The organism is Formicincola oecophyllae, assembly GCF_006542395.2.
GTDB lineage: Bacteria > Pseudomonadota > Alphaproteobacteria > Acetobacterales > Acetobacteraceae > Formicincola > Formicincola oecophyllae.
Map to the genome: position 1 here is coordinate 960,008 of NZ_CP038231.1, position 14,187 is coordinate 974,194.

Below are 14,187 nucleotides of genomic sequence, written 5' to 3' on the forward strand. Positions count from 1 at the left end.
CAGGGCACCGGCTGGCGTTTTCAAATCCTTGTGGGCGGGGCGTGGGAAGGCCAGCCAGTCCAAGCGTGGACTGGCCTGGTTTCTGGGTGGAAGCTTGGCCATGGCACCCCTAGCCAGTGCGCAGCCTGCCCCGCAAGCTGCCAAGGCTGGAGCAGCGAAAGCTGCAGCAAGCGTGGTTGAAGCCACGTTAAAGCCACCCCACCATTACGTCACAGCGCACATGAAGGCCCATGCTTTGTCCATGGCGCAAATGCGTCAGCAAAACCAGGAAGCCATGGCTGGCTGGCCCATTATGCCTGCACCACCTTTGCACGGCCCTGCCCTGCAAAGGCAGCGCCGCTTACTGCGGGCATGGACGCCACGCAAGCCACCGCGTGTTGTCCACCGTGCTGCTGATGCCAAGGCACCCATCCCCTTGATTGATGGCGTTCAGCCCGTTCTAGACAGGGGACGGTGGTTCCACGCTTTGCTGGAGCAGCTGGAAGGGCGTTACCTGCCGGGCCGCAACACTGATTTCCGCTGGGAAGGGCAGATGTGGTACGGCACCGACATCAACAAATTTATGGTCAAGTCTGAAGGGACCTGGGCCAAGGGCGTGGTTGATGGCGGCATTCAGCAGTTTCTCTACAGCCGTGCCATCAGCCCTTACTGGGATTTTCAGACAGGTATCCGCGCTGACCTGGATTCAGGCCCTGCTGACATTTGGGGCGCTGTTGGCGTCCAGGGGCTTTCGCTCTACGAATTCGAGTTGCAGGCAACGGGCTATTTCAATGCCACTGGCGTGGCAGCACGGCTTGAAGCTTCCTATGACATCCTCATAACCAAAAGGTTGTTCCTGCAGCCTGAGGTGGAATTGAACTTCTACAGCCAGGACAACATCAAACGTGGTTATGGGCGCGGCCTGTCAGACATCGATGGTGGCTTGCGGCTGCGCTATGAATTCTGGCGCAAGTTCGCCCCTTACATTGGCGTGACCTATGAAGGGCCCGTTGGCCATGCGGCATGGTTGCGCCGCCATTACGGCAAAGCACGGCGCATTGACACAGGCCTTGGCAAAAACCTGCGCTTCACTTTTGGGTTGCGCACCTGGTTCTGACTTGTGGTTTCACAGGGTGTCCTTGTGAAGTGGGGTGTGGGCACTGACGCGCAAGCCATGCTTCAGCACCCTAAAGCCAATGCCCCCTGAAAGGAGGGAACCCACCAAGATGCCACAGCGTGCCGCTTCCAGGTTGGTGCCGTGGTAGGCAAGGGTAGCGACCAGCAAACTCATGGTGAAGCCAATGCCGCACACCATGGCCCCGCCCCACAGCCACCAGCCCTGCAAGGCGCGGGGCCAATCCCCCCCACGGCCCATGAACAGGCGCGCCAAGCTGACAGCGCCTGTGATCCCCAAAGGTTTGCCAAGCCAAAGCCCCAAAGCAGCCCCCAGGAACGGGGCGCTGCAAAGCCAAGGCAAGCGCAACTGCCCCATGTCGATGGCTGTGCTGGCGAGCGCAAACAGAGGCACTACCAAAAGAAGGCACACAGGCCTGAGCCAGCGTTCAGCGCGGATGGCATTGCCCCAGGGCAAGCAGAAACCAAGCGCCACACCGGCCATGGTTGGTTCAACGCCGCTTTTTTCCAATAAGAGCCAGAGAAGCCCACTTAAAGCCCAACACAGGGCAGCTATGGCTGTGCTTCCCTTAGGGGGCAGGGCGCTGCCCCAACGTCCCAGAACGACCATAAGCGTTATGAGCACTAAGGATGCGCCCAACCAAGGCAAGCTTGGGTGGTGGCCGTAGAAAAGGGCGATTTCGATAATGGCCCCCAAATCATCAAAAACAGCCAGCGCCATAATGAACGACCGCAACCCCAAAGGCAGGGAGAAACGCGCGCCAGTTGGTGCCCTGTAAGTACAGAGGGCCAGGACAGGCACTGTGAAGGCGGCATCTGTGGCTGTGGGCACAGCCCAGCCAGCCGTTCCTGGGGATCCTGGCCAGAAAGCCCCTAGGCACCATGCCATCCCCCCAGGCACCACCATGCCGCCCAGCGCTCCCACCAAGGGCAAAAACGCGGCGCGCTTGCTTGCCAATGTGCCCCCTGGCTGTGCCTCTGAACGGATTTCCAGCGCCATGAGGACAAAAAACAGCCCTAACAGGCCTGACGTGATCCACCATTGGACGTCATGGGGGGGTAAGCCACCTGCGTGCCAAGGCACCATCCATCCCATGGCGGCATGATAAGGGGCCGCCAACATGGGTACGCTGGCGCACAGCACCGCCAGTGCCGCACTGCCCAGCAGAAGGCTGCCCGTCACCACTGGTGAGAGCGCCTTTGAAGGAGGTGTGGAGCTTGGGGAAGCTGATGTGACGGCTGGCTTTGTTGAAAAAGGGTTCTGGGCTTCCAATATTCGCACTCAGGATGAATGTGTTGCCCACAAAGCGCCAAAGCTGGTCAGTGGCTTTGGCTGTGCGGCGGATTTTCCAGTTTTAAAGTCTACAACTATAGCAAGAGAGACAGTCATGGCACAGGACAACGCCCCAGCCCCTGGCGCTGAAACCAGCACGCAAGCAGCCACCAAGGGCACCCATGCGTTTTCAGCCGAGGTTGGGCGGCTGCTCGACCTTGTAGTGCATTCGCTGTACTCAGACCGCGAGATTTTCCTGCGTGAGCTGGTGGCCAATGCTGCAGACGCCATGGACAAGCGCCGTTTCGAAAGCTTGACCGACAAAGCCTTGGCGCTGCCTGCCAAGGCCGCCATCACCTTGACCCCTGATGAAAAAGCCAAAACGCTGACCATCGCCGATGATGGCCTAGGCATGAGTGCTGAAGAACTAGCCAGCCACCTTGGCACCATAGCTCGTTCAGGCACGCGCGCCTTCAGCGCCAAGCTTGCTGATGATCAAAAGGGGAATGCCACGGCAGACAGCCCCAACCTTGTCGGGCAGTTTGGTGTCGGGTTCTACGCTGCTTTCATGGTGGCTGACCGGGTAGAGGTTGTGTCGCGCCGCACTGGTTCTGAGCAGGCCTTCTCCTGGACATCTGACGGTAAAGGCACTTACAGCATAGCGCCAGCTAAGCGCAGCCAGCCAGGTACCACCATTACCTTGCACATGAAGGCTGACGCCACCGACTTCCTCAATCCTGCCCGTGTGGGCGACATCGTTAAGAAATGGGCTGATCACATTTCATGGCCGGTGGAACTGGTGGAGGATGTGGACGGCAAGCGCCAGACACGCCCCCTTAATGAGGGGACAGCCCTTTGGGCCCGCCCTAAAGAGGATGTCACGCCTGAGGAATACGCCGAGTTCTACCGTCACATCTCAAAGCAGTTCGACACCCCCTACGACATACTCCATTGGCAGGCGGAAGGCACAACGGCCTTCACAGCGCTGCTGTTCCTGCCCAGCATGCGCCCGTTTGACTTCCTGGACCGCCAGAGCCGCGAAAGCCAGAGCCAGCTTTACGTGCGGCGCATGTTCATCACAGCGGATGCCCAGCTGTTGCCTGCTTGGCTGCGCTTTGTGCAGGGCGTGGTGGACACAGACGACCTGCCCTTGAACGTTTCACGTGAAATGTTGCAGGCCACCCCTGTTCTGGCGCGCATCCGCAAAGCTGTGACCCGCCGTGTGGTCAACGAGCTTAAAAAACTTGGCCGCAATGCCCTGGCAAATGGCGGCAAGAATGAGGGTGCAGAGGCATGGCTGGAATTCTGGGAAAATTTCGGCCTGGTCATCAAGGAAGGGCTTTGGGAAGATGCCCTCCACCGTGCTGACATCGCTGAATTTGCCTTGTTCCGCTCCACCCACAGCACATCTGAAGGGCTTGAGGGGTGGACAACGCTTGCTGGCTACGTTCAGCGCATGAAGTCAGGGCAGGATGCCATCTATTACCTGGTGGGCGACAACCAGGACGCTTTGCGCGCCAGCCCTCAGCTGGAAGGATTCAAGGCGCGCGGTGTGGAGGTCCTGCTACTGACTGACCCTGTGGACAGCTTCTGGCCAGAGCGCATGGGCAGTTACGATAGCAAGCCCTTCCGCAGCATTGCCCACGCCCATGCTGATTTGGAGAGATTCGAAGCCCCTAAGCCAACCGGCGATGCCGCCCCCCTAGGCAAGTTGCTGCCAGCTCTCACCAAAGCACTGTGTGGGAAGGTCAGCGCCATTCGCGACACAGACCGTTTGACTGACAGCGCTGTGGTGTTGAACCATGAAGGCACACCTGATTTGGCCATGCAGCGCCTGTTGCGCCGTTCAGGCCAAAATGTTCATGCCACAAGCCCTGTTTTGGAAATCAATCCACGCCATCCCCTCATCCAGGCTTTGGCCAAAAAGGTGGAAAGTGGCGCAGATGTGGATGACTACGCTAAGGCCCTGCTTGACCTGGCTTACGTCCAGGAGGGTGATCCTTTGCCTGATCCTGCCGGTTTCGCGCGTTTGTTAACGGCGCTTTTGGCTCAGGGAATTGATAACACTGCAGGAAAAAACACAGCAGGGTGATGGCGTTTCGGGCGCGGGGAGTTTCTTTTTCGCTTTTTCTGTGCCCTAACAAGTGCTGGCCATGATCCTTGCATGGTTGGCGCATCCGCAATAGATGCAGCATTCATTCACATCCCCTAATATTCAGGGTGAAGGATGTATTCCATGGATAAGACAGTTTCTTTTTTCAGTCGTGCTGGCCGCCACATGGCCCTGGGCCTGATGGCCGGTGCTGTGCTGGTTGGCGCCCCCCTGGCTGCCCAAGCTGATGACGCTTCCCCAAGCGTGGTGGACAGCGCTGTGGGGGCTGTGAACAATGCTGCCCACGAAACGGGCAAAATGGTTACCAACAGCGCCAACGCCATTTCAGATGGTTATGATGCCACCACCAAGAAAGTGTCTGAAAAGGCCCATGAGTGGACGGCGGATGCCAAGGACGAAGCCAGCAAGGCCTCTGACAAGACCAAAGCAGCTGCCGCTGACGCCAAGGAAGAAGCCAGCAACGCAGCCGACAAAACCAAGGACGCCGCTGCTGACGCTAAAAACGACCTGAAAAAGCGTGGCCATGCCATGCGCCGCCACATGCGCAAGGATTGGCACAAGGCCCGCAAAGGTGCTGCACGCCATTGGCACAACGCCAAAAGGGCCGTTCACAACAAACTGAATGAAGCTGCCCAGGCCACTGCCCAGTAATCAAAGCAGTTAAGCGATCCAGGCAGCAGGCATAAGGCCTTTTGCCTGTCAGCAATGGAAACGCCATGGCAGCCTTTAGGTTGCCATGGCGTTTTTGCAAAGCTGGTTTGGGTTACCTGTTCTTTGGTGTGTATAACCAACGCCAGGGAATGTGGTGTGTCATTCCCATGACCTGCAGGGAGAATGACGAGATGGCCGGCTTGTCCATGGCGGAAGCGCTGCTGGCGGCTTCCCAAAAAGCTGCAGCAAAAGCTGCTGGGGGCACCCCTTCCAAAGCTGTTGAAAATGCCAAGATACCAGGCGCCGATAGCGGTGGTACGCCTGCCCATGCAACGCAAAACACAGGCCTGGCTTCCATGGTGTTGCAGGCTGGCGCAGCCGCTGAGGCTGAAGAGCGCCAGCGCCGTTCCACACCCCACCTAGAAGCGCGTGGCGCCTATGGTGAGGTCCTGACCATCATTGCCGATAAAGGCATGAAACTGGCCCAGGGCGCCCCTGTGGCCTGCCGCCTTTTTTGGGTGGAGGACAGCAACCGCCGCCGTTGGATGCCCATCCTGATAGAAATGCCCGACCTGCCCCGACCAGACCCTAAGCAGTTCCGCCAGAATGGGCGTTCAAGCGTACGCATTCATGGCACAGGCATAAGCCGCTCGCTGTTCCCGGCTGAGGGGATCAGCGTCATGGTGGAATGGCAGCGCAAAGGCCGCAGCTACTGGCCTGCGCGCCCAGGTTCAGGGTGGGAGCAAAGCGCAGTAACGCGTTCGTTATCACGGCCCTTGGGTTACCGCCCTTCAGCCAGTTCCATCAAGCAGGCCTTAATGGGGTTGTTTCAATATGAACGCCGTTTCAGCGGTGGCAGTGGCTGGAACTAAAAGCAGCACTGCTTCGCAAGCGCTGTGTCAGCAAGCGTGCTTAGGTGTAAGCTTGTGCCCTAGGGGGCCGGTTTAACCGTGCCTCAACCTTCACGCCAGAGGATAAAGCCATGACCACCCAGCCCAAAAACACCACCCCCCAGCCAGACGCCACCCAAAAAGCGGTTGACCAGAAAGACGCCGAAAGCGCCTTCCAGAATGAAGTGGCTGAAAACGCCGCTGTGACGGAGGAAGAGGCTGAGGCCGCTACTGACGCCACAGCCATGATGGATGGTGACGTGGGGATGCTGTAAAGCTTCCCACCTTTCATTCCCAACATGCCTTCTGCACCACCCTGCCTGGCCACAGGCAGGGTGTTCGCTTGTCAGGCAGTGTGTTTGGACAATCTGTGTTCAAAGTGTGATGAGGTTCCCACCCAGCGCTTCCACGTCACAGGGCGGTTGGTGGTGGGTGAACAGCAGCACTTGCGTTTGGCTGGAGAACGCTGCCAGCACCTCAAAGGCGGCTTGGGTTCTTTCAGCGTCAAACTGTACAAAAAGGTCATCAGCCACAAAAGGCAGTGCCTGGCCTTTGTCAATGTGATTCACTTTGAGGTCAGCCAGCCGCAGCGCCAGGAAAAGCTGGTCGCGTGTGCCTGTGCTGAGATGGTCGATGGCCACTGGGCGCCCCTGGCCAGGACAGGCTTTGAGGCTGCCTGCCACTTCATCCATTTCCACATGGGTGTAGCTGCTTTTTCCACCTTGTTTGGTCAATTGTGCAAAATAATGTGAAGCCGAATCCAGGAAGGGCCGATGGCTGGCTTCACGTTCCTGGCGCATTAGTTCCTGCAGCAAATGGTGCTGCACGGTGAGTTTGGCCCATTCCCTTGTCTCCTCCACAAGGAGGGCCTGCAGGTTCACGCGTTTCTGCTCAAGCTCAGCAGTGCCTGGCGCTTGGCGTAGTTCTTTGAGTTTTTGCTGGCTTTCCCAAACAGCGCGTCTCGCTTCTTCTAAAGGGATGTTGAGGGCGCGGATGTCTTCATCAAGGTTGGCTTGTTCAACAGTCAGCACGTCAGCTGGTTGCGCCAGAATGTCATCAAGCCATGATAGGAACGCCTGGCTGTCTGCTTGGGGGCATGACCATGAAGGTGGACAGGCAGCTGCAAGTTCGCGGTAGGCCCCCTCACGTAATGATTGGGCTTGGTGATGAAGGCTGCTGTCAGCAAGGGCTGCGCGCAGTTGGTGTTCAGTCCATTGCGGTGCGTCTGGCAAGGTTGCAGCCAAGGGCTTCAGGGCTTGGCGCAACATGTTGGCTGCTTGTTGGCTTTTCTGAACGTGAAGGCCATGAAGGCCACGGAGGTTTTCCAAAGCTCCCAGCGCGGCATGGCGGTCGCGGCTTTGGTCCTGGGCTTTTTCCAGGCGTTGCTGCAACGTGGCCAAATCAGCGGCTTGATACTGTTTCAGCATGTCTTGGCGCAGGGCGTGAAAGTGGTTCAAGCGTTTCCGCTTAGCTTTCTGGGCTTCTTTATTGCGTTCTAAGGCTGTGGTAAGGCGTGCCAGGTTAAGCCATGATTGATAATCCTGCGCCTGCATCTGGGCAGGCAGGCCACGTTGGGCGCAAGATTTCAGCCAGGCCTGGTTCAGCTGGTGCCCAAGGCTTTTGCTGACCGACCATTCTTTTCTATGTTGCTGGTTCAGTTGGCGTTGGGTGCGTTGTTCTAAAGCCAGTTCGCGCTTGTGTTCAAGCGCGTTTGCCACTGCGTGGGTGCGCGCTGCGACAGCACTGCGCATGGCCAGCAAGGGTGGGGTGGCTTCCAGCGGCACGGGGGCCACAGAGGAAGCGCCCAAGTGAACCAAAAAAGCCTGCCCTTGCTCAAGCACATGCTGCCATTCAATCACATTGGCTAAGAAAGTCAGCGCTTCCTGAAGCGCCAAACGCCAAGCAGGTATTTGTTCCAGGCTGTTGGAAACATTGGCCCATGCACCTAAGCCCCCTTCCTGCAGTCTCTCCGCCCATTGGTTTTGGTAATGCTGCATACTCTTTTGCAGCAGGGTCAATTTTTCCTGCGCTTGACGGCGTGCCAACTCACTTTGCTTGATGCGGCGTGAAAGGTCCTGAAGTTGGCCTTGGTGCTGGTTCTGCATTAAAGCGCCGTCCACCAAGCTGTCACAGTTATTCACAGCCTGCATGAGGTCAGCTGCCGTGGCCGCGCTGGGCTGGTGGAGGAAGCGGGCCAAGATTTGGTTGCGCGCTGTGCGGGCCTTAGCAATGCGTTCAGGCGTAATGGGCACTGCCCCTTGCAACACAGCTTGCTGTTCATGGTGCAGCTGTTCCAGTTGGTGCTGGGTTTGCTGCAGGCTTTCCTGGGCGCGTGCTAGGTCAGCGTGTTGTTGGCGCTGTTGGGTGCGGAGCATTTCGCATTCATCAGCCCCAGGCAGGGTCAGTGATTGAAGTGATGCTCTGAGGGAAGCCGCGTTGCTCAAAGGCCCCAAGGGCAGTGGCGCCAATTTCCGTTTCAGGCTTTCCCACTGTTGGTTGAGTTCAGCCAAGGTTGCTTGTTGAAGATCCTCACTTAAACTATCCGCCTTAGAAAGCCATTGCTCCGCCAAGGCTTTCTGCTGCAACAGTTCCTCCTGGCTTGTTGGTTCAGACTGGGGCTGAACGGTAGCTTGAACCACTCCAGGGTTGTCCAGCATGGTTTCCAGGCGCGCCATGTTGCGCTGATTGTCCACAATGGCCTGCGCCTGCCCTTCCAGCCCTTCAAAAGCATCAGGATTAGGCAAGGGAAAAGGGGGAGCCAAACCCAGCTGCCGTGCCACAATGGCTTGGCGGTGCTCTAGCCCGGCGGCCTCCTGTTGCAAAGCCTCCAGGCCCTCTTGCTCGGCAGGGGCTGATTTGGCTTCACGCAACAGGTCTTGCAGGAGGGGGGCGCTTTCAACCACGTTATCCACAGCTGGCAAAGCGTTGCAAAGCAATTGCTGCTTTTGCAGGTTCTCCAGCGCTTCCGTTTCCTTTTGGCGCATTGAGTCCCAATGCTGAAGGTGGGTGTTGAGTGTGCCAACCTGTTCTGCCGTCAACAGGGGAACGGGCAGTGAACGGACTTTTTGCTGCGCTGCACGGCATGCCAGCGCTTTAGGGTACAGGGTCAAGCGCTCTTGAAAGGCTTGGCGTTTGGAGGCCAAGTCACGCTGCTGCGCTTGTAAGGCTTCGCGGCGCTCTTCTGTCGTGGCGACCGCCTCCTCAGCGCTAGCGAGCTTTTCCTCGCTCAGCAGTAATTGCCTGACTTCTTTCTTGACTATGGCCAAGTCTTTGAGATGCTGGGCGATGGGTTGGTTCTGACCCCGCTCTTTCCAAAGGGCTAGGCGTTTACGGTTAATGCTTTCCAGAATTCCAGGGACATCCAATCCACCCAAGCGCATGGCCAGAAGCTGCCCCGTGCCATGGTCAGCCAGCTTGGCCAGAAGCTCCCCTCCCGCGCGCAAACGGCGCCCCGTCAGTGACCATATTTGACGGTAGTGTTCACGGTCCAGTCCGTTTAAGGCTTGAAGGAGGAAGCCTTCATCCTGTTGGGTGGCATCGTCTGGTTGGTAGAGGGTGGCCCTGTTGGAACGCCGCCTGATAGAGCCCAGCGCAGCGCCACCGTTCAAGGCGGCATGCGCGCCCACCCGCAATTGCCCGGCCTCGAAATTGAACGTGGCGCGTTCATCAATGTGATGATTGAAACCAAACATCCATTCTTCAAGGGCGCGCCTGGTGGTGGATTTACCAGCTTCATTTGGGCCGTAGATGACTTGGAAGTCGCGTTTTTGGCCATTTCTCCCTAAATGCTGGTGAAATTCCAGGGTGCGGTTCTCAAAATGCCCATAACGCAGCAAATCGAGCGATTGAAGGCGCAGGCGCGTCATGTCTCAGCAGTTCCCCCTGCCATGGCCAACTGCGCCAGAAGTTCCTCAGTGGCTTCATGAACGAGGCGCTTGAAATCTCCCTCCAGCATGATGGTGTCCATTTCCCCAGGCGTGCCAGTGGGTAGCCCTGCCAGCTGGGGTATGGCGTCACCAGCGCTTTGCAATTTTTTGCTCAAAGGACGCAGCAGTTCCCAACATTGTTCCAGCTGGCCTGGGTCTTGGGCAAGGCGCCCAAGGGCCATAGCCAGCCCTGGCTGAAGGGCTTTTGCTGTGTTGGAGGAGGGCAGGTGCGTGTGAAGGGTGATTTTCTCAAGTGCCAGCCATTGCCCCTCATAGCTGCATTGCCTGGCCTGCAAGCGCAGCTCCTGCTGCCAATCCTGGTCAGCGTGCAGCTGGTTGTGCAGGGTGGTAGTCCCTGTGAAGTTCAGGCGTGCAACCACATGGCGCCCCTGGGCTTTAGAGAGGACGCTTTCCAGCGCTATGGTGGCGCGCTCATAGAGCTCTTCCATAGAGGCACAGCCTGTTAAGTCACATTCAAGCGAACGCCAACGCAGCACATCGCAATAAAGGCGCTCACAAGCGCTGATTTGGCCACTTTCCACGCTGACAAGCCAACCACCATTGCCGCCTGTCCACTCATCGCCTGTTTCGCGTGCGTGGCGCCCCTGGAGGACGCCAGCGTAAACTACCCATGGGTCAGGATGGTTGACGATTTGGGCTTTGTGGACATGGCCCAGCGCCCAATAGTCGTAACCATGGCTTGCAAGGTCACTGAGGGTGCAAGGGGCGTAAGGTTCATGGCCGTTTTCCCGCCCCACCATGGCGGTGTGCAGAACGCCTATGTTCAACCACCCCAGTTGGGCTGGCGGGTAATGGGCTGCCAGGTTGTCAGTGACGTGGCGTTCCTTGAAGCTCTGGCCATGCAAGGCCACGCGCAGGCTATCTAGGGTGAAGGTGGCGGGCTTGTCTGCTGGAAAACGGTGAACATTCTTGATGCTGGGCAAGCGGTGGTTGATGACAGACCCTGCGTCATGGTTGCCATGGGCGATGAAGGCGCTGATGCCGCGCTCAGAAAGCCTGCGCAGCTGGTCGCTCATGAAAAGGGCTGTTGAAAGGTCCTTCCAATGGCCATCGTAAAGGTCGCCAGCCAGCACCATGAAGGCCACCTGATGCTTGATGGCGCTATCCACAAGTTTGGCCAAAGCCTGGCGCGTAGCAAGGCGCATGGCCTCGGCCGGCAGCCCATCATGGCGGGCCAGACCCCGCAGTGGACTATCAAGATGGATGTCAGCAGCATGGATGAAACGGAATGACGTCATCAGTTCATTATGGCGTTGCGGGGCTTGGTTGTCATGGTTGGGGTTTGGCCTGGGCGCCTTCTTTCCTGGCCAGTTTGCGTGCGTAATGGCGTGCTAGCGTGGCGCCAACATAAAGCTGAATTTGATGGTAGATTAGCAAAGGCAGCTCCACCACGCCTGCGCCATGGGGGAAAATCACGCTGGCCATGGGAATACCCGTGGAGAGGGATTTTTTGGAGCCGCAGAACTGCAGAGCGATGATGTCGCCGCGTGGCAGCCCCATGGCGCGGCCAGCTAGGTCTGTCAGGGTCAACATGATGGCCAGCAAAACCGTGCAAAACAACGCTACCAAAACGAAGTCTTGCCAGGGCACACGGTGCCAGAGCCCCTCTAGAACGGCGGTGCTGAAGGCTGCATAGACCATGACGATGATGGAGCCTTGGTCGGTGAATTTCAGCAGGATCTTGTGCTTGCGCACGATTGGCCCCAACCAGGGCTGAACGGCCTGCCCCGCTACAAAAGGCAGCAGCAGTTCACGGGCGATATCGATGATGGTTTGCAGCCCGCCAGCACTGCCGCCGGCTTGCGCACCTGCTGGCAGCAGCAACGCTACCAGGAGGGGGGTGGCGAAAATGCCCACGATGTTGGAAACCGTGGCGGCGCAAATGGCGGCCGGGACATTGCCGCGCGCAATCGATGTCAGCGCGATGGAGGACTGCACGGTGGAGGGCAGGCAGCACACAAACAGAAGGCCTGTCCAAAGCTTGGGGGTAAGGTAAGGCAGCATCCCAGCCACATGGCACAGACCGTAAAGTGCCACCCCAATGAGGGGGAACACCACAAAGGTGGCTAGCAGGGCACACCCTTGCACCTTCCAGTCGCGCAGGCTTTCCCAAAGGGCGCTGCGCTGCAGCTTGGCGCCTTGGAAAAAGAACATGAACATAATCAGCAGTGACGTCAGGTGATTGAGCGCCCCTTGGTAGGCGTGGGGGCATGGCAGGAAAGTTGCCAAAAGAACGGCGCCGATTAAGGCGCTGAGAAAGGGGTCAGGACGTTTCATGGCTTTCCAAGGTGCGTTCGTTGGCTGGGGATGGGGTTTCAGTTTGAGGGGCGTATGGGCCATGCTGGTCCAGCACCGTCCGGGGGAAGCAGCGATATGTCCAAACAACGGCTCAGCCCGCCATGTGGCCCCATGGCCTGCTTGGGGCGGCGCCAGGCTATTGGCTTGCTATCAAGCGGTGTGGCTGCTTTTGTCACGACCAGGGGAACGCTCATGGCATCAACACCAGCAAATACCTCTTCAGCGCGGCCTGGCGCAGACGCCGCGCAGGCAGGGCGCCCAAGGCCTGTTGCCCTGGCTTCTTACCGCCCCGCCATCCATTTCACCCCGCCGCATGGCTTCATGAACGATCCCAACGGCCTGATTTGGGATGGCAAGGTGTTTCACCTTTATTACCAATACAACCCCCATGGCACTCATGCTGGCTATGTGCATTGGGGCCATGCCACTAGCCCTGACCTCTACAATTGGCATGACCAGCCTGTGGCCATCAGTGTAAGCGAAGCAGGCCAGGCTTTTAGTGGATCTGTGGTGCTTGACCGCCACAACCGTTCAGGCCTGTTCCCACAACTTCCCCTTGCCCACCAGGAGGCAGCAGACCTTAAAGCAGCCATTGCCGCCATCAGCGGGCCAGGCGCTGCCAGCGCGTTCGCCCAGAATAAGGCAAGCCAGGATGGTGAAGGGGGCCTTGTGGCCATCTACACCCGTTCCAGGCCCCACAGCCAGACCCAATTCGTGGCATGGAGCCCCAATCAAGGCACTACATACCTGGATTGGCCAGGCGATCCGGTGTTGGATATTGCTTCCGATTCCTACCGCGACCCCAAAGTATTCTGGCATGAGGCCAGCCAAAAATGGGTTATGGCCTTGGTGCAAGCGCGTGCACGCAAAGTCTCCTTTTACGGTTCAGCCGATCTGCTGCATTGGCGCCATCTTAGCGATTTTGGCCCCGCCGGGCTGAGAGGGGTCGATTATGAATGCCCTTGCCTGGTGGAGCTGCCTGTGGCGGGGGAAGGCACGCCCGGAGAAAGCCAGACGCGTTGGGTGCTGTTTGTTTCCATCAACCCCGGCGCGCCGCTGGGGGGAAGTGGCACGCAGTATTTTGTGGGTGATTTTGACGGTGAGCGCTTCACGCCTGAAAACACCCTTTTGGGACTGCTGGACTTCGCCAAGGACTGCTACGCCATGCAGACCTACAATGACATGCCAAGCAATGACGTGCCTGGCGGTGCGGCCGTTTACCTAGCCTGGCTGAGCAACTGGCAGTATTGCAACGAACTGCCAACGCAGGGCTGGCGCGGCGCTATGACACTGCCCCGTGAAATGCGCTTGCGGCGTGATGGGGAGGGGTGGCTGCGCTTGGTGCAGCAGCCTTGGCAGCTTGAGAGGCTGCGTGAGGCACCGCTGCCCTTTCGTGCGCACAGGTTGGGGCCCATGGAGCGCGCCCACACCCCCCTTCCCGCTAACCTGGCTGTGGAAATTGAAGTGACTGTGCGTTTGGAGCAAGGGCCGGGCAGCCAGCCAGGGCGCTTCGTCATCGCCTTTGTCAACCGAGGAACAGCCACCATGCCGGGGGAGGAGTTGACGGTGGGGGTTGACCTCCAGACAAACCAGCTGTGGCTGGACCGCAGTGGCTTGCGCGGCTACAGCCAGCCTTTTTTCACAGGGCAATTTTCTGAGGCGCTGCCGGCCGGTCTGGAGCGCGTTGAGCTGCGCATTATTCTGGATGCAAGCACCCTGGAGGTCTACGCCCAAAGAGGGATGTGCGTTGGAACAGCACTGGTGTTTCCTGCCAATCCACTTAATGGGTTGGAGCTTCGGGCGGAGAACGCGCAGGTGACTGTGCATGAGGCGCGTGTCTGGCCCCTGCGCCCCACCATGGCCGCCAATCGTGGCTGAAGGGGTTGCGCCTTCTGTTCTGGG

Annotated in this window: 10 protein-coding genes; 6 read left to right on the forward strand and 4 right to left on the reverse strand. The window is 58.4% G+C overall.

Translation table 11 applies throughout. The features are described from left to right. Window positions 1–100: 100 nt before the first annotated feature. Complete coding sequence (locus E3E12_RS04310) at window positions 101–1,096, forward strand: copper resistance protein B (protein WP_141443236.1); 996 nt, start codon at window positions 101–103, stop codon at window positions 1,094–1,096. 9 nt (window positions 1,097–1,105) lie between these two features. On the opposite strand, the gene E3E12_RS04315 is transcribed toward E3E12_RS04310, so the two are convergent. After that, complete coding sequence (locus E3E12_RS04315; RefSeq protein WP_168194383.1) at window positions 1,106–2,296, reverse strand: Na+/H+ antiporter NhaA; 1,191 nt, start codon at window positions 2,294–2,296, stop codon at window positions 1,106–1,108. Window positions 2,297–2,501: 205 nt separating this feature from the next. Here E3E12_RS04315 and htpG point away from each other — a divergent pair, with 205 nt between their 5' ends. The 4 genes from htpG to E3E12_RS04335 all read left to right on the forward strand — a co-directional run bounded on the left by htpG (window position 2,502) and on the right by E3E12_RS04335 (window position 6,315). Continuing rightward, window positions 2,502–4,478 carry a molecular chaperone HtpG gene (htpG, locus tag E3E12_RS04320; protein ID WP_141443238.1) on the forward strand — a complete coding sequence of 659 codons (1,977 nt, stop codon included), beginning with the start codon at window positions 2,502–2,504 and terminating at the stop codon, window positions 4,476–4,478. Window positions 4,479–4,622: 144 nt separating this feature from the next. Continuing rightward, window positions 4,623–5,150: a hypothetical protein gene (locus E3E12_RS04325; protein WP_141443239.1), complete on the forward strand. Its 528-nt coding sequence runs from the start codon at window positions 4,623–4,625 to the stop codon at window positions 5,148–5,150. Window positions 5,151–5,317: 167 nt separating this feature from the next. Next, window positions 5,318–6,022, forward strand: a complete 705-nt coding sequence (locus E3E12_RS04330) for a hypothetical protein (protein ID WP_141443240.1) — start codon at window positions 5,318–5,320, stop codon at window positions 6,020–6,022. Between the two features lie 110 nt (window positions 6,023–6,132). Beyond that, window positions 6,133–6,315, forward strand: a complete 183-nt coding sequence (locus E3E12_RS04335) for a hypothetical protein (RefSeq protein ID WP_141443241.1) — start codon at window positions 6,133–6,135, stop codon at window positions 6,313–6,315. Between the two features lie 99 nt (window positions 6,316–6,414). On the opposite strand, the gene E3E12_RS04340 is transcribed toward E3E12_RS04335, so the two are convergent. From E3E12_RS04340 to E3E12_RS04350, 3 genes are read right to left on the reverse strand one after another with little or no spacing between them, the layout of a single operon-like run. Beyond that, window positions 6,415–9,906: an AAA family ATPase gene (locus tag E3E12_RS04340; RefSeq protein WP_141443242.1), complete on the reverse strand. Its 3,492-nt coding sequence runs from the start codon at window positions 9,904–9,906 to the stop codon at window positions 6,415–6,417. After that, complete coding sequence (locus E3E12_RS04345; protein WP_141443243.1) at window positions 9,903–11,225, reverse strand: metallophosphoesterase family protein; 1,323 nt, start codon at window positions 11,223–11,225, stop codon at window positions 9,903–9,905. Before E3E12_RS04345 ends, E3E12_RS04340 begins: the two co-directional genes overlap by 4 nt. 31 nt (window positions 11,226–11,256) lie before the next feature. Next, on the reverse strand, window positions 11,257–12,264 hold the full coding sequence (locus E3E12_RS04350; protein WP_141443244.1) for a bile acid:sodium symporter family protein: 1,008 nt from the start codon (window positions 12,262–12,264) through the stop codon (window positions 11,257–11,259). 213 nt (window positions 12,265–12,477) lie between these two features. Here E3E12_RS04350 and E3E12_RS04355 point away from each other — a divergent pair, with 213 nt between their 5' ends. Next, window positions 12,478–14,163 (forward strand): glycoside hydrolase family 32 protein, encoded by a 1,686-nt coding sequence (locus tag E3E12_RS04355; RefSeq protein ID WP_240810578.1) that lies wholly within the window; start codon window positions 12,478–12,480, stop codon window positions 14,161–14,163. Window positions 14,164–14,187 lie beyond the last annotated feature (24 nt).

Bases quoted from the DNA above. Each gene is read 5' to 3' on its own strand.
- E3E12_RS04310 (WP_141443236.1), top strand. From the start codon at position 101: ATGGCACCCCTAGCCAGTGCGCAGCCTGCCCCGCAAGCTGCCAAGGCT.
- htpG (WP_141443238.1), top strand. From the start codon at position 2,502: ATGGCACAGGACAACGCCCCAGCCCCTGGCGCTGAAACCAGCACGCAA.
- E3E12_RS04325 (WP_141443239.1), top strand. From the start codon at position 4,623: ATGGATAAGACAGTTTCTTTTTTCAGTCGTGCTGGCCGCCACATGGCC.
- E3E12_RS04330 (WP_141443240.1), top strand. From the start codon at position 5,318: ATGACCTGCAGGGAGAATGACGAGATGGCCGGCTTGTCCATGGCGGAA.
- E3E12_RS04335 (WP_141443241.1), top strand. From the start codon at position 6,133: ATGACCACCCAGCCCAAAAACACCACCCCCCAGCCAGACGCCACCCAA.
- E3E12_RS04340 (WP_141443242.1), bottom strand. From the start codon at position 9,906: ATGACGCGCCTGCGCCTTCAATCGCTCGATTTGCTGCGTTATGGGCAT.
- E3E12_RS04345 (WP_141443243.1), bottom strand. From the start codon at position 11,225: ATGACGTCATTCCGTTTCATCCATGCTGCTGACATCCATCTTGATAGT.
- E3E12_RS04350 (WP_141443244.1), bottom strand. From the start codon at position 12,264: ATGAAACGTCCTGACCCCTTTCTCAGCGCCTTAATCGGCGCCGTTCTT.
- E3E12_RS04355 (WP_240810578.1), top strand. From the start codon at position 12,478: ATGGCATCAACACCAGCAAATACCTCTTCAGCGCGGCCTGGCGCAGAC.